The 19,608-nt window shown below is 72.1% G+C and carries 18 protein-coding genes; 13 read left to right on the plus strand and 5 right to left on the minus strand.

Annotation, left to right across the window (positions count from 1 at the left end):
• The 6 genes from ABDJ40_RS21150 to ABDJ40_RS21175 all read left to right on the plus strand — a co-directional run.
• The coding region (locus tag ABDJ40_RS21150; RefSeq protein WP_347612633.1) for a hypothetical protein at positions 1-330 on the plus strand (330 nt) is incomplete at its 5' end.
• A 129-nt stretch (positions 331-459) separates the two neighbouring features.
• On the plus strand, positions 460-2,913 hold the full coding sequence (locus ABDJ40_RS21155) for a TonB-dependent receptor (RefSeq protein ID WP_347612634.1): 2,454 nt from the start codon (positions 460-462) through the stop codon (positions 2,911-2,913).
• Positions 2,913-3,278 (plus strand): c-type cytochrome, encoded by a 366-nt coding sequence (locus tag ABDJ40_RS21160; RefSeq protein WP_347612636.1) that lies wholly within the window; start codon positions 2,913-2,915, stop codon positions 3,276-3,278. The genes ABDJ40_RS21155 and ABDJ40_RS21160 overlap by 1 nt, the downstream gene beginning before the upstream one ends.
• On the plus strand, positions 3,275-4,765 hold the full coding sequence (locus ABDJ40_RS21165; RefSeq protein ID WP_347612638.1) for a D-arabinono-1,4-lactone oxidase: 1,491 nt from the start codon (positions 3,275-3,277) through the stop codon (positions 4,763-4,765). The genes ABDJ40_RS21160 and ABDJ40_RS21165 overlap by 4 nt, the downstream gene beginning before the upstream one ends.
• Entirely contained in the window at positions 4,758-6,053 is a 1,296-nt protein-coding gene (locus ABDJ40_RS21170) for an alanine racemase (protein WP_347612639.1), read from the plus strand. Before ABDJ40_RS21165 ends, ABDJ40_RS21170 begins: the two co-directional genes overlap by 8 nt.
• A gap of 169 nt (positions 6,054-6,222) precedes the next feature.
• Positions 6,223-6,753 (plus strand): outer membrane beta-barrel protein, encoded by a 531-nt coding sequence (locus tag ABDJ40_RS21175; RefSeq protein WP_347612642.1) that lies wholly within the window; start codon positions 6,223-6,225, stop codon positions 6,751-6,753.
• 52 nt (positions 6,754-6,805) lie between these two features.
• Here the strand turns inward: ABDJ40_RS21175 and ABDJ40_RS21180 are convergent, their stop codons facing one another.
• Positions 6,806-7,240 (minus strand): universal stress protein, encoded by a 435-nt coding sequence (locus tag ABDJ40_RS21180; protein WP_347612643.1) that lies wholly within the window; start codon positions 7,238-7,240, stop codon positions 6,806-6,808.
• A 131-nt stretch (positions 7,241-7,371) separates the two neighbouring features.
• Positions 7,372-7,875, minus strand: a complete 504-nt coding sequence (locus ABDJ40_RS21185) for a 3'-5' exonuclease (RefSeq protein WP_347612646.1) — start codon at positions 7,873-7,875, stop codon at positions 7,372-7,374.
• Positions 7,876-8,045: 170 nt separating this feature from the next.
• Between ABDJ40_RS21185 and ABDJ40_RS21190 the strand changes: the two genes are divergently transcribed.
• The gene (locus ABDJ40_RS21190) at positions 8,046-9,287 is read left to right on the plus strand and encodes a patatin-like phospholipase family protein (RefSeq protein WP_347612647.1); all 1,242 of its coding nucleotides are present in this window, start codon (positions 8,046-8,048) and stop codon (positions 9,285-9,287) included.
• A gap of 1 nt (position 9,288) precedes the next feature.
• On the opposite strand, the gene ABDJ40_RS21195 is transcribed toward ABDJ40_RS21190, so the two are convergent.
• Positions 9,289-9,861, minus strand: a complete 573-nt coding sequence (locus ABDJ40_RS21195) for an EcsC family protein (protein ID WP_269630328.1) — start codon at positions 9,859-9,861, stop codon at positions 9,289-9,291.
• Between the two features lie 183 nt (positions 9,862-10,044).
• Here ABDJ40_RS21195 and ABDJ40_RS21200 point away from each other — a divergent pair, with 183 nt between their 5' ends.
• From ABDJ40_RS21200 to ABDJ40_RS21225, 6 genes are all read left to right on the plus strand, one after another.
• Positions 10,045-10,569 carry a hypothetical protein gene (locus ABDJ40_RS21200; protein WP_347612650.1) on the plus strand — a complete coding sequence of 175 codons (525 nt, stop codon included), beginning with the start codon at positions 10,045-10,047 and terminating at the stop codon, positions 10,567-10,569.
• A 10-nt stretch (positions 10,570-10,579) separates the two neighbouring features.
• Positions 10,580-12,199 (plus strand): GMC family oxidoreductase N-terminal domain-containing protein, encoded by a 1,620-nt coding sequence (locus ABDJ40_RS21205; RefSeq protein ID WP_347612651.1) that lies wholly within the window; start codon positions 10,580-10,582, stop codon positions 12,197-12,199.
• Between the two features lie 94 nt (positions 12,200-12,293).
• The gene (locus ABDJ40_RS21210; RefSeq protein ID WP_347612653.1) at positions 12,294-13,925 is read left to right on the plus strand and encodes an FAD-binding oxidoreductase; all 1,632 of its coding nucleotides are present in this window, start codon (positions 12,294-12,296) and stop codon (positions 13,923-13,925) included.
• A complete protein-coding gene (locus ABDJ40_RS21215; protein WP_347612654.1) occupies positions 13,922-15,514 on the plus strand; it encodes a glycerol-3-phosphate dehydrogenase/oxidase in 1,593 nt (530 codons plus the stop codon). The genes ABDJ40_RS21210 and ABDJ40_RS21215 overlap by 4 nt, the downstream gene beginning before the upstream one ends.
• The gene (locus ABDJ40_RS21220) at positions 15,511-17,088 is read left to right on the plus strand and encodes an FGGY-family carbohydrate kinase (protein ID WP_347612656.1); all 1,578 of its coding nucleotides are present in this window, start codon (positions 15,511-15,513) and stop codon (positions 17,086-17,088) included. The genes ABDJ40_RS21215 and ABDJ40_RS21220 overlap by 4 nt, the downstream gene beginning before the upstream one ends.
• Positions 17,089-17,135: 47 nt before the next feature.
• Positions 17,136-18,224, plus strand: coding sequence for an AraC family transcriptional regulator (locus tag ABDJ40_RS21225; protein ID WP_347612659.1), 1,089 nt, complete (start codon positions 17,136-17,138; stop codon positions 18,222-18,224).
• Positions 18,225-18,233: 9 nt separating this feature from the next.
• Here the strand turns inward: ABDJ40_RS21225 and ABDJ40_RS21230 are convergent, their stop codons facing one another.
• Entirely contained in the window at positions 18,234-19,067 is an 834-nt protein-coding gene (locus ABDJ40_RS21230; protein WP_347612661.1) for a DUF817 domain-containing protein, read from the minus strand.
• Entirely contained in the window at positions 19,057-19,536 is a 480-nt protein-coding gene (locus ABDJ40_RS21235; protein ID WP_347612663.1) for a hypothetical protein, read from the minus strand. The genes ABDJ40_RS21230 and ABDJ40_RS21235 overlap by 11 nt, the downstream gene beginning before the upstream one ends.
• Positions 19,537-19,608: the final 72 nt, after the last annotated feature.

The following is a 19,608-nucleotide window of genomic DNA, read 5'->3' on the forward strand; positions in this document are numbered from 1 at the left end:
CGCCTGGTGCTCACCCAGGCCCAGCTGATGGCGCAAGGCCTGGGGCTCCGCGGCCACCTGGTGCAAGCGGGCAATGATGGCCAAGGCCTGGAGGCACGCATGCGGCGGCGTGACTCCCCCTCCGGTGGAATTCATATCCAGCAAATCCCTCGTTGTGACGGCTGCTCTGATCTGGCGGCGCCGTCTCTTTACTTGATGCGGGCGGCACGGGTGAGCCCCGTGCCGCAAAGCGCTGAATTGTTCCAGCCGCCATTCGCCCGCGCCTCCCACTTTGGGGGGTATCCGGATACAAAACTCAACAAAACCAGCGAAAAGTTGCCAGCCCTTTGATCGAAATCGAGACACCTCTCGACTTCGACGCCTGAACCCATGCGCAATTGCCCCAGAACGAAAGTCTTTGCTCGCCAAATATAGTCATAACTACATTCAAGAGCCACCCCGGCCACCAGGAGACTGCCCATGCCCACGATCCACCGGCGCCTGCAGCGGCGTCAGACCTTGCTGCCTCACGCCCTGTGCCTGGCCATCGGCGCGCTGGCGGCCCAGCAGGCGGGCGCGCAGGCCACCGAGCCGGCCGAGAGCGCGGACAAGGCCAAGCTGGAGGCGGTGGTGGTCTCCGGTCAGGGCCGGGTGCAGCAGTTGCAGAGCGTGCCCATCCCCATCCAGGTGCTGGGGGCCGAGCAGCTCAAGAAGAGCGGCGCGGCCAACCTGGGCGACATCGCCGCCACGGTGCCAGGTCTTGCCATGGACGCCACCCAGGCCACCCAGCCCAGCCTGAGCCTGCGCGGCATCGGCACGCTGGACTTCGGCATCGGCACCGATTCGCCGGTGGGGATGTATGTGGACGGCGTCTATGCCGGCAAGACCGGCGGCGCGCTGCTGAACTTCAACGACGTCAAGCGCATCGAGGTGCTCAAGGGGCCGCAGGGCACGCTCTTCGGCCGCAACAGCGCGGGCGGCGCCATCAGCATCGTGACGAACGAGCCCGAGTTCGAGCGCAAGGGCAGCGCCCTGCTGCGCCTGGGCGAGCGCGGCCAGCGCGATGTGCAGCTGCTGGTGAACGAGCCGCTCAACGCCGACCTCGCCCTGCGCGCCACCCTGGTCAGCCAGCGCAGCGACGGCTTCACGCAGGACGCCGGCACGGGCCAGCACTTTGGCGGTGACCACAGCTGGGGCCTGCGCGCCAGCCTGCTGTGGCAGGGCGAGTCCGCCCGCGCCGTGCTGAGCCTGGAGCAGGAGACGCTGAAGCAGAACGCGCGTCCGGCCATCGGGCTCGTCCCGCTGCAATCGGGCGTGCCGCCCTTCCCTGCCGACCCAACGAGCTATGCCAACCCGCTCAGCACGCCCTGGCGCAACGACGTCGCCGACCAGGTCGAATCGCGCAACTACCAGGGCGCCACCCTGCGCCTGAGCTGGCCCCTGGGCGGCTGGCTGGCGGGCGCGGAGCTGCAGTCGCTCACCGCCTGGCGCCACTTCAACAGCCGCAACCGCCAGGACAACGACGGCACGGCCAACCCCGCCCTCTACCTGGCCACCACCAACCGCGAGGGCAACACCAGCTGGCAGCAGGAGTTCCGCCTCAGCGGCAAGAACAGCCTCGTGGACTGGATGGCCGGCCTGAGCTTCTACCGCGAGCAGGCCCGCCAGGGCGCGGACGTAGACAGCAGCACCACCGCCCTGGACACCCTCTCCGGCAATGTTCTGGGCCTGCCCCTGTTCAGCACGGTCAACGGCCTGATCGACGCCGTGGGCATCCCCGGCCTGAACCTGCGCGAGCAGGCCTGGCACGAGCAGATGGACAACCGCGGTGCCTTCCGCGCCGTGGCCGTCTATGGCGACCTGATCTGGACGCTCGCCCCCGCCACCCGCCTCACCACGGGCCTGCGCCTGACGCAGGATCGCAAGACCTTCAGCTGGTCCAACCCGCTGCGCAGCGCCCCGGGGCTGGATGCGCAGCTGGCGGCGCTGGACGGCGCCGGCTTCTTCCCCGGCCTGGTCGCCGCCGGCGCCCTGAGCGAGGAACAGGCCGCGCAGCTGCAGGGCGCCATGGCCGGCAATGTGCTGATCGCCACCAGCGGTGCCAGCACCGCACCCGTGGAGCGCCGCCAGCGCTGGCATGACGCCAGCCCGCGCCTGGTGCTGGATCACCGCCTGAGCCCTGATCTGATGGTCTACGGATCCTGGAGCAAGGGCTACCAGGCCGGCGGCTTCAACAGCCTGCAGGTCAATTCGGTCTACGAGCCCGAGCATGTGCGCAATATCGAGCTGGGCGCCAAGGGCCGGTGGGCGGACGCGGGCCTGAGCTATGCGGCCTCGCTGTTCCAGTACCGCTTCGACAACCTCCAGACCCTGCAGCTGGTGCCCAACGCCGGCGGAGGCATTCCCGCCTACCAGGTCACGATCAGCGACCAGCAGGCCCGCGGCGCGGACCTGGACCTGCGCTGGCAGCCCGCCCGCAGCTGGCAGCTCTTCGCCACGGTGCAGTGGCTGGACCAGACCTACCGACAAGGCCAGAGCAGCCTGGGCCATGCGCTGGACGGCCAGCCCGCGGGCGCGCCCAAGGTCCAGGCCAGTGCCGGCTTTGAACACGGCTGGGCCATGACCGGCGGCCTCGCGAGCCTGCGCCTGCAGTGGAGCCATCAGAGCGCCACGCGCTGCAGCGAGGAGTCCTATGTGCAGGGCCTGTGCCTGCAGGGCAATGGCTGGCGCGTGGGCGGCAGCCGGCAGCGCCTGGACGGCCGCCTGGCCTGGGAATCGGCCGACGCCCGCTGGGGCCTGGCCCTGGTCGGCCGCAACCTGCTGGACCGGCGCGACATCCAGCGCGTCTGGTACGAGGCCACGCCGCTGGGCGCCGCCTACGCCACCCTCGCCCGGCCCCGCAGCCTGGCCCTGGAAGCGCGGGTGAGCTACTGATGGGCAAGACCTGGCCCCACGGCCTGGCGCTGCTGGCTGCGGTCCTGCTGTGCGCCTGCGGGCAAGCGCCGCAGCCGCCCGGCCCCGCTGACGTCGAGCGTGCCGAAAGGGCCCGCCCCGCCGACGCCCGCCTGGCCCAGCGCTATGAGCAGGCCTGCGTGCTGTGCCATGCGCGGCCCGACAGCGGCGCCCCGCTGAGCCACCATGCGCCCAGCTGGTCCGCCCGCCTGGAGCGCGGCCTGCCCGCGCTGGTACAAAGCGTGCAGGCCGGCAAGGGCGGCATGCCCGCCGGCGGACTCTGCGCCGACTGCAGCCCGCAGGACCTCGAATCCCTGACCCGTTTCATGAGTGGCCCGACGCCATGACTTCACGACGCGATTGCCTCAAGACCGCGGCCGCCCTGGGCGGCGGCCTGGCCCTGCCCGCGCTGGCACAGACGGAGGCGGCTTCCGCGGCCCCTGCAGCCAGCGCCGCTGCTGCGCCCCGCCCCCGTGCGCCCCAGCGCCCGGCCGTGCCGGCGGCCGGCACGGCGGCCGCCGCCGCGCCGGCCGTCCCGCCGCTGGGCGCCCAGCCTGCGCGCGCCTGGCAGAACTGGTCCGGCCTGCAGCGCTGCGAGGCGGCCTGGCTGCTGCCCACGTCCGAGGAGCAGCTGGCCGCCAGCCTGCCTGCGCTCCAGGGCCCGATTCGCTGCGTGGGCGCCGGCCACAGCTTCACCGCCCTGGTGCCCACGCCGGGCACGCTGATCTCCCTGGACCGCCTCAGCGGCATCGTCGAGGTGGACAAGGCCGCGATGACCGTGCGCGTGAAGGCCGGCACCCGGCTGGGCACGCTGGCCCGCGAGCTGGACGCGCAAGGCCTGGCCCTGCACAACCAGCCGGACATCGACGTGCAGACCCTGGCCGGCGCGCTGTCCACCGGCACCCATGGCACCGGCCTCACCCTGCCGGCCCTGCATGCCGAGGTCCAGGCCCTGCGCCTGCTCACGCCCCAGGGCGAGCTGAAGGAGGCCAGCCGGCTCAAGGAGCCCGAGCTCTTCGATGCCGCCCGCGTCTCGCTCGGCGCGCTGGGCGTGATCACCGAGTACACCCTGCGCGTGCGGCCCCGCTACATGCTGCGCCGCAAGGTCTGGCTGGAGCGCACCGAATCCCTGCTGGAGCGCGCGCCGACCCTGGCCCGCGAGAGCCGGCATTTCGAGCTCTATGTGCTGCCCTTCACCGGCTACGCGGCCGGCATCACCCACATCGAGGCGCCGCCAGGCGCGCCCGAGCGCCCGCACAGCGCCGACGAGAACGTGCTGGCCGACCTGCAGAAGCTGCGCGACTGGCTGGGCCGCTGGCCGCAGCTGCGGCGCTGGGCCGCCGCCAAGCTCATCGACCCGGCGCAGACCGAGCACGCGCTGGACTGGTCCCACAAGCTGCTGTCCACCGCGCGCCCCACGCGCTTCAACGAGACGGAGTACCACCTGCCGCGCGAGCAGGGCCTGCCCTGCCTGCGGGCCGTGGTGGCGCAGCTCGAGAAGCGCAACGAGGTCTTCTTCCCGCTGGAGTTCCGCTGGGTGCGGGCCGACCACGCCTGGCTGAGCCCCTTCTTCGAGCGCGACAGCTGCTCGGTGGCCGTGCATGCCAAGGCCGGCGAGGCCCATGACTACCTGCTTGGAGAGATCGGCCCGATCTTCCAGCGCCACGGCGGCCGCCCGCACTGGGGCAAGCTGCACACGCTGGGCGCGCGCGAGCTCGCCGCGCTGTATCCGCGCTTCAAGGACTTCCAGCAGCTGCGCGAGCAGCTGGACCCGCGCGGCCGACTGCTCAACAGCCATCTGCAGCAGATCTTCGCAGGAGCCCCCCGTGCCTGAGACGCCCCCGCCCCAACGCTGGAACCGCCGCCGCTGGCTGGGCGCCGGCGCCCTGCTGGCCGCCGGGAGCGCCTGGCTGGCCCGCCCTGCCGATCGCGGCGGCCCAGCCGAGCCCTACTTCCAGGGCCTGTCCCATGCCCTGCAGGCCGAGGGCCTGGCCCAGGCCCGGCTGGTGGTGGACCTGCCCCGGCTGCGCGCCAACCTCGCTCGCATCGGCGCCCATCAGCAGAAGACCGGCATGGCCCTGCGCGCCGTGCTGAAGTCCCTGCCCTGCCTGCCCCTGATGGATGAGGTCGCCAGCGCCTGGGGCAGCCGCAAGGTCATGGCCTTCAACGCTGCCCAGACCGCCGCCCTGCTGCAGGCCCGCCCGGACGCCCAGGTGCTGCTGGGCAAGCCCTTCCCCGTGGCCGCCGCCGCGCAGCTGCTGGACCAGCTGCCGCCGCCGCGCATCGCCGCCATCGAATGGCTGGTCGACACCGAGGCGCGACTGGCCCAATACCGCCAGCTCGCGCAGGACCGGGGTCAGGTCTTGCGCATCAACCTCGAGATCGACGTGGGCCTGCACCGCGGCGGCTTCGAGGACGAGGCCAGCCTGGGACGCGCCCTGGCAAGTTTCAAGTCCTCTCCCGGCCTGCAGTGGCGCGGCTTCATGGGCTATGACGCCCACGTGGCCGCCCTGCCGGACGTGGCGGGCATGCGCAGCACAGCCTGGGCGACGGCCCGCCAGCGCTACGAGCGCGCCTGGGCGCTGGCGCAGCAGCTGCTGGGCCCGCAGCGCAGGCAAGACCTGACCCTCAACACCGCAGGCTCGCCCACCTTCCGCCTGCATGACGGCCAGGGCGTGCCCAACGAGGTCTCGGTGGGCTCCGCCGCCGTGCTGCCCTCGGATTTCGACAGGCCCTTGCTGTCCGACCTGCAGCCCGCCCTCTTCATCGCCACGCCCGTGCTCAAGGCCTGGCCGCGCTTTCGCCTGCCCGAGGGCGCGACCTGGCTGAGCCGCACGGCCCAGGCCTGGGACCGCAACCAGGCACGCGGCTATGCCATCCACGGCGGCCACTGGCTGGCCGACCCGGTCTCCCCGCCCGGCCTGCAGGCCAGCGGGCTCTACGGCCCCAGCTCCAACCAGCAGGTGATGGTGGCCAGCGACTCGGTGGAGCTGCAGGCCGACCAGCTGGTCTTCTGGCGGCCCCGCCAGAGCGAGGCCCTGCTGCTGCAGTTCGGGGACCTGCTGGTCTTCGATGGCCAGCGCATCACCGGCGCCTGGCCCGTCCTGCCCGCCTCCGCCTGATCCCCCGATGGGGTGTGGCGCCGACGCCGATGACTTCAGTCATGCCTCTCCCGGGCATGCCTAGAATGCGCGCACTTTGCATTCGGCCCCGCCCCGGGGCGGCATGCCAAGACTTGCCGGCGGCACCGCCCGCCGGCAAGACAAGCATTCAACTCAAGAGGGAATACTCATGAAGAAACTGATGGCCCTGGCCATGGCCGCCGCATTCGCCGCTCCCGCCTTCGCGGGTGACTTCTACGCTGGCGCCGACATCGGCCGCGGCAAGATCGACGGCGGCAACGAAGTCATCGGCGGCACGTCCGTCACCATGTCCGACTGGAAGGACACGACCTATTCCATCTTCGGCGGCTACCAGCTCAACGAGACCCTCTCGTTCGAACTGGGCTATCGCAGCATGGGCAAGAACACGGTCTCCGTGGCCAGCAAGTCCGTTGAAGTGAAGGGCTCTGCCATTCAGGCTTCGATGCTGGCTTCGCTGCCCGTGGGCAATGACTTCAGCGTCTTCGGCCGTCTGGGCGTGAGCTCCTTCAAGGCCAAGGCCAGCTACAACGGCAACAGCGACAGCAGCAGCGAGTCCAAGGCCCTGGTGGGCTTCGGCGTCCGCTACGCCGTGAGCAAGGAAGCCAACATCCGCGCCGAATTCCAGAAGCTGGCCTCCGACGCCAGCGCCCTGACCGTGGGCGTGGACTTCAAGTTCTGATCGCCTGAATCAGCGTCGCTGATTTGAAAGCCGGGCCTGGTGCCCGGCTTTTTCATTTGACGATCAGCACCGCCACCGGCGACAGCGTCAGCACCTTCTGCGCCACGCTGCCCAGGATCACCGCATCGAGCCCGCGGCGGCCATGCGAGCCCATGATGATGAGGTCCGCCCCGCTGGCCCGCGCCTGCTCCACCACCGCCACCGCCGGGCCGTGCTCGCGCAGGATCAGGCTCTCGAAGGGCACGCCGGCCGCCTCGGCCTGCTGGCGGGCCAGGGCGATGCCCTCGTTCGCTGCCTGCTCCGCGGCCTCCAGGTAGTAGGCCAGGGCCTCGCCGCCGCCTTCCGGGAAGGCCACGAAGGGCACCGGGTCGATGACGCTGACGACCTGCAGGGTGGCGCCGTAGCGGCGCGCCATGTCCACGGCCACGCCGCAGGCCTTGAGGGCGGTGGAGGAACCGTCGGTCGGGAAGAGGATGCGCTGGAACATGGGGAGCTCCTGGGTCTGTGCAGAGGGTTCGGGGTGCCGGCGGCAGCTGGCACGTGTCAGGCCGAGCTTAGCCCTGCCGCGGCTCGCGCCCAAGCAGGCCAGGGCCGCATGCCCGCTTCGATTGATTCAGCTCAAGCCCGGCCCGGCTGCGGTGCCGAGCGCACGCGCTGCACGCACAGCTGCAGCAGACGGGCATCACTGCTGGCGCGGTGGCGATCAGGGCGCAGCTCCTCGCGCAGGGCGCGCAGGCTGTGGTCCCAGCCGCCCAGTTCCCGCTCGCTGAGCAGGGTGCGCACGTCCTCCAGGCGGAAGGCCGGGTTCAGCTCAGCCTCGTCAAAGAGCCGGGCAACCCAGGGGTAGTCATGGGCCCAGCCGTCGCAGTAGACGATCTGGCCGGCCAGGCGGCGGTTCAGTTCCGCGGCCACCCAGTCCACCGGCCGGCCATGGCGCTGCAGCAGCTCGCGGCTGATGCCGTGAAGGGTCTCGGCGGCAGGGTCCCAGTGCACCCAGCCGGGCGCGGGCCGGACCAGGGTGCAGAACAGGGCGCCGGCGGGCTCCACGAAACCGATCTCGATGGGATAGCTGCCACGGCCGAAGCCGGAGGCTTCCACGTCGAGCACGGTGGGCAGCTGCATGGGCGGGTGGGCAGGAGGGATGGGCGCAGTGTAGGCCGCCTGCCGGGCGCGCACAGCGTGTGGAGTCACCGGATCCGGGGGCGCTCGGGGCAAGCCAGGAGCCCCGGCTGTGGCGCGGCGGTGTCCAATGGCCTTTTCCCAGCAAGGGCTCAGGCAGGCCCGGCAAGACCATGCACGACTTTCCCCTGACCGGACTGGTCCTCAGCGGAGGCGGCGCCCGTGCGGCCTACCAGGTCGGCGTGCTGCAGACCCTCATGCGGCTGCGGCGCGAGACCCAGGGCGAGGGCAGCGGCCGCAGCAACCCCTTCGGCGTGATCGTGGGCACCTCGGCCGGTGCCATCAACGGCACGGCCCTGGCCTGCGGGGCGGACCAGTTCGACGGGGCGGTGGAGCGCCTGGCGCATGTCTGGCGCCACTTCCGCGCCGAGCAGGTCTACCGCAGCGATTCGCTGGGCGTGGCGGGCAGCGGCGCGCGCTGGCTGACCATGATGTCCTTCGGCTGGGCCCTGGCGCGGCTGCGGCCGCAGTCCCTGCTCAACAACGACCCGCTGCAGGACCTGCTGCGCGAGCTCGTGCCCATGGACCGCCTGCCTGCCATCCTGGGGCGGCGCCACCTGCATGCGCTGGCCGTCACCGCGTCCAGCTACAGCAGCGGGGAGCACGTGACCTTCTATCAGAGTGCACGGCCCATCGAGCCCTGGGTGCGATCGCAGCGTCTGGCCGTGCCGGCGCAGCTGAACCACCAGCACCTGCTGGCGAGCTCGGCCATCCCCTTCATCTTCCCGGCCAAGCAGCTGGGCAGCGAGACCGACCGCGGCTGGTTCGGCGACGGCTCCATGCGCCAGAGCGCGCCGCTGTCCCCCGCCATCCACCTGGGCGCCAAGCGCCTGCTGGTGATCGGCGCCGGGCGCATGCACGAGCCGCAGGGCCGCCGGACGCCCGACCAGGGTTATCCCAGCCTGGCCCAGATCGCGGGCCATGCGTTGTCCAGCATCTTCCTGGACGCGCTGGCGGTGGACATCGAACGCATGCAGCGCATCAACCGCACGCTCTCTCTGATGCCCGCCGAGAGCCGCAAGTACAGCCCCCTGCAGCCCATCGAATGCCTGGTGATCTCGCCCAGCCAGCGCCTGGACGACCTCGCCGCGAAGCATGTGGAGGACCTGCCCAAGCCCATCCGCCTGCTGCTGCGGGCCGTGGGCGTGCAGCAGGGCCAGGGACAGGGCGCGGCCCTGGCCAGCTACCTGCTCTTCGAGGCCCCCTACACCCAGGCCCTGATGGCCCTGGGGGAGCAGGACACGCTGGCCCAGAAGGAGCGCGTGCTGGCCTTCTTCGGCTGGGACCAGGCCCCGCAGCGCGCGGGGCAGACGCAGACGCAGACGCAGACCGCGGCGCTGGCCGCCGAGCGCTGAGTCAGTCCGGCAGCGAGGCGAACAGCGCCTGCGCGCTGCGCCCGACCTGGCGGGTGTCCCACCAGGCATAGGCCCCCACACCGGCCGCACCCGCCAGGGGCACCCAGCGCGCCACGGCGCTGCCCAGGCTGCGCTCGCCCAGCTTGACGCCGATGGCCTGCAGCACCCGCTGCAGCACCGCCTGGCCCGCACGCTCGCCGGCCCGCACGGCCAGGTCGCGCACGGCCTGCGCGGCGGTGTGGCGGAAGAGGCAATAGAGCATCTGGTCCCGGCCGAGTTCGGCGCTGTGTCCGTGCAGGGCGGCCACGTCGGCCACCAGCTGGGACTGGATGCGCCAGACGGCCAGCAGCTCGGGCAGGACCGTCAGCCAGCCCAGGGGCCCGGGCGGCAGGGCCAGGCCGGCCGCGGTGGCGGCGGCCTTGCGCGCCGCGGCCTCGGTCAGCGCGCGGGCCCGGGCCTCGCGCTCGGCCAGCGGGCGCTGCGCCTCGTCCGACGCGGGCTTGCGCGCCACCAGCTCCAGCAGGGCATCCGACCAGGCCCGGTGGGCCTCCGGCAGGGCAGGCAGGGTGTTCATGGGGCCATTGTGGCGTCTCCGGCCCAGGCCCGAGGCCTGGCGTGGATTTAGGCGGGAGACTCTATCTACGCGTGCACCCTCTTGGTGTGCCCGGCCTCTTGCGACTAGGCTGCGCCCAACTTGGACACACACGGCCCGTGCCGGCGCGCCAGACCGGTGCGCCGCGGGCCCTCGCCGACCGCCATGCAACGTCGAACCCTCATGAAGCTGGGCCTGGGCAGCGGACTCCTGCTGACCCTGGCCGGCCTCGGCCTGCGCGGCATCGAGCCCGGCCTCCAGACGCCGGCCGACGGCCCCGTCCGCCAGAGCCCCCGCAGCCGCGCGCTGATGGGCGCCATCGCCCTGGCCGTGCTGGACAGCGCCTGGCCTGCCGATGCCACGCAGCGCAGCCGAGCCCTGCAGGCCCATCTGGACCTGGTGGATGGCGCCATCGCCGGCTTCCCGCCGGCCATGCAGGCCGAGCTGGGTCAGCTGCTGACGGTGCTCAGCAGTGCCGCCGGCCGCCGTGGCCTGGCGGGCCTGGCCAGCGACTGGAGCGAGGCCGAGATCCCCGCCGTGCAGGCCGCCCTGCAGTCGATGCGCGACTCGAGCCTCAGTCTGCGCGAGCAGGCCTACCAGGCCCTGCGCGACCTGCACTGCGCCGTCTTCTTCAGTGCCCCGCAGCACTGGTCCCTGATGGGCTATCCCGGCCCGAAGTCCTTCGAATGAGGCCGCGCCCATGAGCATGTTCCAAGACCCCATCCGCGAGGGCCTGGCCCAGGGCTGGCGTGTGCTGGGCGGCGGCCACGCGCCCCTGCCCGCGCAGCTCGACTGCGACGTCGCCATCGTGGGCAGCGGTGCGGGCGCCGGCATCAGCGCCGAGCTGCTGGTCCAGGCCGGGCTGAAGGTCGTGATCATCGAGGCCGGCCCGCTGCGCTCCAGCAGCGACTTCAAGCAGCGCGAGGCCGATGCCTACACCACGCTCTACCAGGAAGGCGCCGCCCGCAAGACCGCCGACAAGGCCTTCAACATCCTGCAGGGTCGCTGCGTGGGCGGCTCCACCACGGTCAACTGGACCAGCAGCTTCCGCACCCCGGCCGACACCCTGGCCTTCTGGGGCCGCGAGTTCGGCCTCACGGACCTCGGCGAGGCCGCCATGGCGCCCTGGTTCGCCCGGGCCGAGGCCCGGCTCAACGTGCACGACTGGGAAGGCACCCCCAATGCCAACAACAGCGCCCTGGAGCGCGGCCTGCAGGTGCTGAAGCTGGAGGCCAAGCGCATCCCGCGCAATGTGAAGGGCTGCTGGAACCTGGGCTCCTGCGGCCTGGGCTGCCCCACCAACGCCAAGCAGTCCATGCTGCTGACGACGATTCCTGCGGCCCTGGCCGGCGGCGCCTCGCTGCTGGTGCAGACCCGCGCCGAGCGCCTGGAATGGTCGGGCGACACGGTGCAGGCCATCGTCTGCCGCCCCGTGGCGCTCAACGACGCCCCCGCCGGCCCCGAGCTGCGCGTGCGGGCCCGGCACTACCTCGTGGCCGGCGGCGCGATCAACTCGCCCGCCCTGCTGCTGCGCTCACAGGCGCCCGACCCCCACCAGCGCCTGGGTCGCCGCACCTTCCTGCATCCGGTGGTGATCTCGGCGGCGATGTTCGACGAACCCATCGAGGGCTGGGCCGGCGCGCCGCAGAGCGTCTACACCGACCACTACCTGCACACCGACCCCATCGACGGCCCCCTGGGCTTCAAGCTGGAGGTGCCGCCTCTGCACCCGGCCCTGATGGCCTCCACCCTGGTGGGCCTGGGCGAGGGCTATGTGCAGACGCTCAAGCAGTTCCCGCATGCCCAGGCGGTGCTGGCCCTGTTGCGCGACGGCTTCCATCCGGAGTCACCCGGCGGCCGCGTGCAGCTGCGCGGCGACGGCAGCCCGGTGCTGGACTATCCCATCAACGAGACCCTGCTGGACGGCGCCCGCCGCGCCCTGCTGGCGATGGCCGAGCTGCAGTTCGCGGCCGGCGCCCGCACCGTGATGCCCCTGCACGAGCAGGGCCGCTTCGTGAAGAGCTGGGCCGAGGCCCGGGCGCAGATCCAGGCCCTGCCCCTGGGCGCGCAGCAGCTGCGCCTGGTCAGCGCCCACGTCATGGGCGGCTGCGGCATGGCGGCCGACGCCTCGCGCGGCGTGGTGCGCCCGGACGGCCGGCACTGGCAGCTGCGCAATCTCTCGGTGCATGACGGCTCCCTCTTCCCGACCAGCATCGGCGCGAATCCGCAGCTGTCCATCTACGGCCTGGCCACGCGCTTGACGGTGGGCCTGGCCCGCGAGCTGGGCGGCCGGGACCTGAGCCTCCCAGGCGCCGCCTGACGCCAAATCACAAGCCCCGCGTCGCCAAAGACCAAGCCAGACGGCGCGCCGCTCCTTAAGCTTCAAGCCCATCTGATCATGAGGGGAAGACGCGATGCGACGCTGGAACGGCTGGGGCGAAGAATCCATCCACGCGACCATTGACGAGGGCGCCCGGGGCTTTCTGGAGGAGGCCCTGGGGTCGGGCACGCTGCCGCAGGACGCGAGTCTCGCGGCGGCGCTGGCACGGCTGCCGGCCTCGCGCCTGAGCGCCGCACAGCTGCACGGCGCCCCCGTGCCCCTGAGCATCGAGGCCGAGGACCGCCTGCGCGCCAGCTTCGGCCAGAGCCTGGGCGACTGGCTGCGCCTGCGCTTCGGCCAGATCGGCCCGGTCTGCGACGCCGTGGCCTCGCCGGACGCCGTCGAGCAGGTCCGCCCGCTGCTGGACTGGGCCCGCCAGCAGGGGCTGGTGGTGATCCCCGTGGGCGGCGCCACCAGCGTCGTTGGCCACCTCACGCCGCCGGCCGGCGAACGGCCCGTGCTGATGCTGTCGATGCAGCGTCTGCGCCGCCTGCTGAGCCTGGATGCATCCTCGCAGCTGGCCCGCTTCGAGGCCGGCGTGCTCGGCCCGGACCTGGAGGCGCAGCTGCGCGCCGAGGGCTGGATGCTGGGGCACTATCCGCAGAGCTTCGAGTACGCCTCCCTGGGCGGCTGGATCGCCACCCGCTCCTCGGGCCAGCAATCGGCCCGCTACGGTCGCATCGAGGCGCTCTTTGCCGGCGGCCGCGTGGAGCTGCCAACGTCCACGCTGGACATCCCCACCCTGCCCGCCACCGCCGCCGGCCCGGACCTGCGTGAATGGGTGCTGGGCTCGGAAGGCCGCCTGGGCGTGATCACCGAGGCCAGCGTGCGCATCAGCCGCGTGCCCGAGCGCGAGGACTTCGTCGCCTGGTTCCTGCCCAGCTGGGAGCGCGGCCAGGCCGCCGTTCAAGCCCTGGCGCAGGCCCGACTGGGCCTCTCGATGATGCGCCTGGCCAATGCCACCGAGACCCTCACCACGCTGAAGCTGGCCGGCCACGCCGGCGCCATCGCCTGGCTGGAGCGCTACCTTGCGCTGCGCGGCTGCGCCGAGGGCAAGGTCCTGCTGATGCTGGGATTCACCGGCGGGGCCGCGCAGGTGCGCGCCATGCAGGCGCTGGCGAAGCCGCTGCTGCGCGCGCAGGGCGGCGTCTCCACCGGCACCCTGCTGGGCCGCAAGTGGGCCGCCAAGCGCTTCCGCGGTGTCTACCTGCGCAATGCGCTGTGGGAGGCCGGCTATGCGGTCGACACCATGGAGACGGCCTGCGACTGGCCGCGCGTCACGCCCATGATGCAGGCCATGGAGCATGCCGGCCGCAGCGCGCTGGCGGGCCATGGCGAGCGCTGCCATGCCTACACGCATCTCTCGCACGTCTACCCGCAGGGCTCCAGCGTCTACAGCACCTTCGTCTTTCGCATCGGGCCGGACTTCGACGGCGCCTGGGCGCGCTGGCAATCGCTCAAGGCGGCGGTCAGCGAGGCCATCGTGCGCGAGGGCGGCACCATCAGCCATCAACACGGCGTGGGCAAGGACCACGCGCCCTACCTCGGCGCCGAGAAGGGCGCGACGGGCCTGCGCCTGATCGACGGCCTGATCCGAGAGGCGGATCCGGGCGGCCTGCTGGACTCCGGCAATCTGCGGCCCTCGACGGCCCGCGCCCAGCCATGAAGCGCGCCGACAGCTGGGCCGCGCTGCGCCTGCACGAGACCGAGCCGCTGGACCTGCTGGTCATCGGCGGCGGCATCGCCGGGGCCGGCGTGGCGCTGGAGGCCGCGCGCTGCGGCGCCCGCGTGGCCCTGGTCGAGGCGCGGGACTTCGCGGGCGGCACCTCGTCCAAGTCGTCCAAGCTCGTGCACGGCGGCCTGCGCTACCTGGCTCAGGGGCAGGTCGGCCTGACCCGCGAATCCGTGCGCGAACGCAAGGCCCTGCTGCGCGACATGCCGGGCCTGGTGACGCCCCTGCGCTTCCTGCTGCCGGTGCGCCGCGGGGATCGCAAGGGCCGGCGCATCCTGGGCCTGGGTCTCGCGATGTACGACTTCTTCGCCGGCCGCCGCACGCGCCAGTGGCACGCGCCCGCCGCGGTGCTGGCGCAGGCGCCGCATCTGCAGGAGCAGGACCTCGCGGGCGGCTGGTCCTACCTCGACGCGCAGACCGATGACGCCCGCCTCGTGCTGCGCGTGCTCGCCGAGGCCCGGCTGCACGGCGCGCTGACGCTCAACCACGTGGCCGCCGAGAGCCTCATCGAGGCCGAGGGCCGCGTGCAGGGCGCCTGCCTGCGCGATGCGGCCAGCGGCGAGACCCGCGTGGTGCAGGCCCGCGTGGTCGTCAACGCCACCGGCGCCTGGGCCGATCGCCTGCGCCAGAACCTGGGCGAGGGCCCCAAGCTGCGCCCCCTGCGCGGCAGCCACCTCGTCTTCGAGGCCTGGCGCCTGCCCGTGGCCCAGGCCCTGGCCTTCTTCCATCCCAGGGATGGCCGGCCCGTGTTCGCCCTGCCCTGGGAGGGGCGCACCCTGCTGGGCACCACGGACCTGGACCACCGGGACCCGCTGGACCGCGAGCCCGGCATCAGCGCCGCGGAATTCGACTACCTGATGCAGGCGGTGCGTGCCGCCTTCCCCAGCCTCGACCTGGGCCTGGAAGACGTGGTCTCGACCTTCTCCGGCGTGCGGCCGGTGCTGGACTCCGGGGACCGGCGTGACCCGTCCAAGGAGGCGCGCGAGCACCTGATCCTTGCCGAGCGCGGCCTGCTGACCGTCAGCGGCGGCAAGCTCACCACCTTCCGCGCCAGCGCCATCCAGGCGCTGCGCCGCGTACAGGGCCGGGTGCCCGCCCTGCAGCGCCTGCGCCCCGATGCGCCCCTGCTGCGCACGCCCGGCATCGCCAGCCTGCAGGCCGCGCGTGCGCTGCCGCCGGCCCTGCGCGAGCGCCTGCTGGCCCGCTATGGCGACGCCACCGCCACCCTGCTGACCGAGGCCCGGCCGGGCGAGCTGCAGGACATCCCGCATGCCCAGTGCTGCCTGGCCGAGCTGCGCTACGCCTGCCGCCACGAGGCCGTGCTGCATCTGGACGACCTGCTGCTGCGCCGCAGCCGCATCGGTCTGCTGCTGCGTGACGGCGGCGCGGCCCTGCTGCACACGCTGAGGCCCCTGGTGCAGGAGACACTGGGCTGGAACGACGAGCGCTGGGACGACGAGTGCCACCGCTACCGCGACCGCGTGTTGCGCTGCTACGGCATTCCCACAGAATGGCGCCCATGACTGCCGAGACTACCCCCGTCCGCCCGGATGAACTGATCCTCAGCCTGGACTGCGGCACGCAGAGTGTGCGCGCCCTGCTCTTCGACCTGCAGGGCCGGCTGCTGGCCAAGTGCCAGCAGTCGCTGGACGATTACGTGAGCCTGCAGGAAGGCTGGCTGGAGCACGACGCCGAGGCCTTCTGGCAGGCCGCGTCCGGTGTCTGCCGCGGCCTGTGGCAGACGCACCCACAGCTGAAGGCCGCGGTGAAGGGCCTGGTGGTCACCACGCAGCGGGGCAGCCTGGTGCCGGTGGATGCCGGGGGTCAGGCCTTGCGCCCCTTCATCATCTGGCTGGACCAGCGCCGCGCCAGCCGCGCGCGCCCCATGGCGCCGTGGTGGCGCCTGGCCTTCAAGGCCGCGCGGGTCGATGGCACCATCGACTACTTCAGCCGCGAGGCCGAGATCAACTGGATCGCCGAGCACGAGCCCGAAGTCGCGCGCCGCACGCACAAGCTGCTGCTGCTCTCGGGCTGGTTCCACTACAAGCTGACCGGCCGCTTCGCCGACTCCGTGGCCTGCCAGGTGGGCTATCTGCCCTTCGACTTCAAGCGCCAGGACTGGGCGGCCGGCTGGGACTGGAAATGGCAGGCCCTGGCCACCACACCCGAGCAGATGCCCGAGCTGCTGCCGGTGGGCTCCACCATCGGCGGCCTGACGCGCGAGGCCGCCGCCGCCTGCGGCCTGCCCGAGGGCCTGCCGGTGATCGCCGGCGCCGCGGACAAGGCCTGCGAGATCGTCGGTGCCGGCGCCATCACGCCGGACATCGGCGCGCTGAGCTATGGCACCACGGCCACCATCGACATCACGACGCCGCGCTATGTCGAGGCCCTGCCCTTCATCCCGCCCTACCCGGCCCTGCTGCCGGGCCAGTACAACACCGAGGTGCAGATCTTCCGCGGCTACTGGATGGTCAGCTGGTTCAAGGAGCAGTTCGGCCACCCCGAGTGCGTGGCGGCCGGCGAGCAGGGCGTGATGCCCGAGGTGCTCTTCGACCAGCTGGTGCGCGCCGTGCCGCCCGGCAGCGAGGGCCTGATGCTGCAGCCTTACTGGACGCCGGGCATCCGCCACCCGGGGCCGGATGCGCGCGGGGCGGTGATCGGCTTCTCCGATGTGCACACCCGCGCCCACCTCTACCGCGCCATCCTCGAGGGCCTGGCCTATGCGCTGCGCGAGGGTGCCGAGCGCATCCAGCGTCGCGGCAAGACCGCCATCACCAGCCTGCGGGTCTCGGGTGGGGGCTCGCAGTCCGACGCCGCGCTGCAGCTGACGGCCGACATCTTCAACCTCCCCACCTCGCGCCCGCACACCTACGAGACCTCGGGCCTCGGGGCCGCCATCGCCGGCGCCGTGGGCCTGGGCCTGCACCGCGACCACGCCAGCGCCGTCGCCGCCATGACGCGCCTGGGGCAGACCTTCGAGCCCGTGCCCGCGCACGCCGAGCGCTACGAGGCGCTCTACCAGCGCGTCTACAAGCGCATGTACGAGCCGCTGCGGCCCTTGTACGCCGAGCTGCAGGACATCCTCCACCCGCGCTGAAGCCGGACCGGGCGAAGGGCCGCCGCGCTTGCGGCACACTTCGGCCCATGCCCGACCATCCGGCCCTCGCCTCCGCGGAGTCCCACCCGCTGCAACGCCTGCCTGGCGCCGCCCACGCCCGCGTGGTGGGGGCCTACGCACGCACCGCGGTGGAGACGGCCCAGTCGCTGGGCGTGAACCTGACCGCCCTCGCCCAGGCCTGCGACTGGCCGGCCCTCGCGACCCAACCCCTGCAGCTGCCCGAGGCGCTGCCCGTGGACCGCTACATCGCCTTCCTGCACGAGGCCGCGCGCCAGCTGGGCCACCGCCGCTTCGGCCTGGAGGTGGGGCGGCGCATGCAGCTCTCGACCTTTGCCAGCTACGGCCTGGTGCTGTGCGCCTGCCCGGACGTGCGCGCCGCCCTGCTGCAGACCCAGCGCTTCGAGGGCCTGGCCCATGACCTGGGCCGCAGCGAGCTGAGCGTGGAGGGCGACACGGCCGTCTACCGCTGGCACAGCCCCTGGCTGGACCGCCCCGGCGCTGACCAGCTCGTGGAGAGCGTCATGATGGGCATCTACAGCTTCGGCCACTGGCTGGTGGGCCGCCAGCTGCCCCTGAGCCAGCTGCGCTTCGCCCATGTGCCTGCCGAGGCGGACACGGCCGCGTGGTACGGCCAGCTGCTGGGCGTGCCGGTCGAGTTCGGCGCCGCGGTCACCGAGGCCCGCTTCCCCGCCGCCCTGCTGGACCTGCCGCTGGCCAATGCCGATGCCAGCATGTTCCCCGCCCTCACCCAGGCCGCCGAGGCGCGGCTCTCGGCCCGCCTGCGCGAGACCCAGGAGCCCGCCCTGGTCCAGGCCCTGCGCCAGGACATCGCCGCCCAGCTGATGCAGGGTCGCGCCACCCTGGCCTTGCTGGCCGAGAGCCGCCAGCTCTCCGCGCGCAGCCTGCAGCGGCGCCTGGCGGAATCGGGCCACAGCTTCAGCCAGCTGCTGGACGAGGTCCGCAAGGAGCTGGCCCAGCGCTACCTGCGCCAGCCCGAGCTCTCTCTGACCGACGTCGCCTTCCTGCTGGGCTTCAGCGAGCAGAGCAATTTCAACCACGCCTTCAAGCTGTGGTTCGGCGCCTCGCCCGCGGCCTGGCGGGCGCAGCAGCGCTGAAGCGCCGGCTCACTCCCGCGACGTTCGCAGCCAGCCGGGGGCCGGGTCCCCGGGCACGTGGATGCGCACCTTGATGTGCTTGAGCTGGGCCACCAGGGTGAAGCTCATCAGGACCAGCAGGCTCCAGGCGCTCCACTTGCTCACATGCACCGTGGCCCAGGCGCCCAGCTGGTTGGGGTAGCGCCACAGGCCCAGGAAAGTGCCCAGGTTCTCGGCCAGCCAGATGAAGAAGCCGATCAGCACGAGCGCCAGCGGCAGCGGCATGCGCAGGTCGCGCTGCCAGGGGCGGAAGACCACGGTCGAGCGCGCATAGAGGCCCAGCGCGCCGGCCGCAAGGTACCAGCGCCAGTCACCGATGAAGTGCTGGGTGAAGAAGTTCAGGTACAGCGCGCCCGCCATCGTGCCGGCCATCCAGTAGGGCGGGTGGTGCAGGATGCGCAGGTCGAAGAGCCGCCAGGCCTGGATGAGGTAGCTGCCCACCGCGGCATACATGAAGCCGGAGAACAGGGGCACGCCGAAGAGCTTGGTGTAGGCCGCTTCCGGATAGCTCCAGGACCCGATGGCCGAGGAGGTCTTGAACAGCTCCAGCGCCAGGCCCAGCAGGTGGAAGGCCGCGATGGCCTTGATCTCGTCCAGCGTCTCCAGGCCCAGGCGCCACAGGATCCATTGCAGGCCCAGGGCGATGAGCAGCAGCAGGTCGTAGCGCGGCATGCCCAGCACGCCGCCACGGGGCACCAGGAAGACGGCGAGGAAGAAGAGCCCGGCGAAGACACAGGCCTGGGCTTCCTTGCGGGTGAAGTGCCAGAGCTCCAGGACCGGCACGCGCCAGCCTTCAGCGCTCATCCGTGCGTGACTCCAGGCCCTTGATCTTCACCCCCAGGAGGGAGCGCACCAGCTTGAGCTCGTCCTGCGCCTGGATGTGCATCTCCGGCAGGTTGGGCGCGGTCAGGGTGATGTTGGCGGTGTAGCGCAGCTTCGCCTCGGTCCAGGGGAAGCCGCCGCGCTGGACGGAGAAATCGGCAAACTCGGTGTGCACCGAAGCGCCCAGCAGCACGTAGGCGGCCGACGCGTGGCGGTAGTAGTCGCAGAGCTCCGCCTTGCCGCCCTCGACTTCCCAATGGCCCTTGCGCTGCTCCGCCCACAGCGTGACCTCGACGTCGTCGGTGTAGGCATCACAGGCGGTGGAGTCACCGGCATAGATCTGCATCTGGTGACGCATGACCCAGGGAATCAGCCGGGACTGCGCAAACAGCTGCTGGCCATGCACGAACCAGGCCGCGAGCAGGAACAGCGGCCAAAACAGTTTCTTCAAGGGGACCCTCCTCAGGCAATCCGGGGCATGTGCTGTGGATGGCGAGGCCTGCCCATGCCATGGCGGCCACGC

It is taken from the genome of Roseateles flavus, assembly GCF_039872765.1.
Classification (GTDB): Bacteria; Pseudomonadota; Gammaproteobacteria; order Burkholderiales; family Burkholderiaceae_C; genus Roseateles_B; species Roseateles_B flavus.

Coding starts and splice junctions, on each gene's coding strand:
- ABDJ40_RS21155 (WP_347612634.1), top strand. CDS start 460: ATGCCCACGATCCACCGGCGCCTGCAGCGGCGTCAGACCTTGCTGCCT.
- ABDJ40_RS21160 (WP_347612636.1), top strand. CDS start 2,913: ATGGGCAAGACCTGGCCCCACGGCCTGGCGCTGCTGGCTGCGGTCCTG.
- ABDJ40_RS21165 (WP_347612638.1), top strand. CDS start 3,275: ATGACTTCACGACGCGATTGCCTCAAGACCGCGGCCGCCCTGGGCGGC.
- ABDJ40_RS21175 (WP_347612642.1), top strand. CDS start 6,223: ATGAAGAAACTGATGGCCCTGGCCATGGCCGCCGCATTCGCCGCTCCC.
- ABDJ40_RS21180 (WP_347612643.1), bottom strand. CDS start 7,240: ATGTTCCAGCGCATCCTCTTCCCGACCGACGGTTCCTCCACCGCCCTC.
- ABDJ40_RS21185 (WP_347612646.1), bottom strand. CDS start 7,875: ATGCAGCTGCCCACCGTGCTCGACGTGGAAGCCTCCGGCTTCGGCCGT.
- ABDJ40_RS21190 (WP_347612647.1), top strand. CDS start 8,046: ATGCACGACTTTCCCCTGACCGGACTGGTCCTCAGCGGAGGCGGCGCC.
- ABDJ40_RS21195 (WP_269630328.1), bottom strand. CDS start 9,861: ATGAACACCCTGCCTGCCCTGCCGGAGGCCCACCGGGCCTGGTCGGAT.
- ABDJ40_RS21200 (WP_347612650.1), top strand. CDS start 10,045: ATGCAACGTCGAACCCTCATGAAGCTGGGCCTGGGCAGCGGACTCCTG.
- ABDJ40_RS21205 (WP_347612651.1), top strand. CDS start 10,580: ATGAGCATGTTCCAAGACCCCATCCGCGAGGGCCTGGCCCAGGGCTGG.
- ABDJ40_RS21210 (WP_347612653.1), top strand. CDS start 12,294: ATGCGACGCTGGAACGGCTGGGGCGAAGAATCCATCCACGCGACCATT.
- ABDJ40_RS21215 (WP_347612654.1), top strand. CDS start 13,922: ATGAAGCGCGCCGACAGCTGGGCCGCGCTGCGCCTGCACGAGACCGAG.
- ABDJ40_RS21220 (WP_347612656.1), top strand. CDS start 15,511: ATGACTGCCGAGACTACCCCCGTCCGCCCGGATGAACTGATCCTCAGC.
- ABDJ40_RS21225 (WP_347612659.1), top strand. CDS start 17,136: ATGCCCGACCATCCGGCCCTCGCCTCCGCGGAGTCCCACCCGCTGCAA.
- ABDJ40_RS21230 (WP_347612661.1), bottom strand. CDS start 19,067: ATGAGCGCTGAAGGCTGGCGCGTGCCGGTCCTGGAGCTCTGGCACTTC.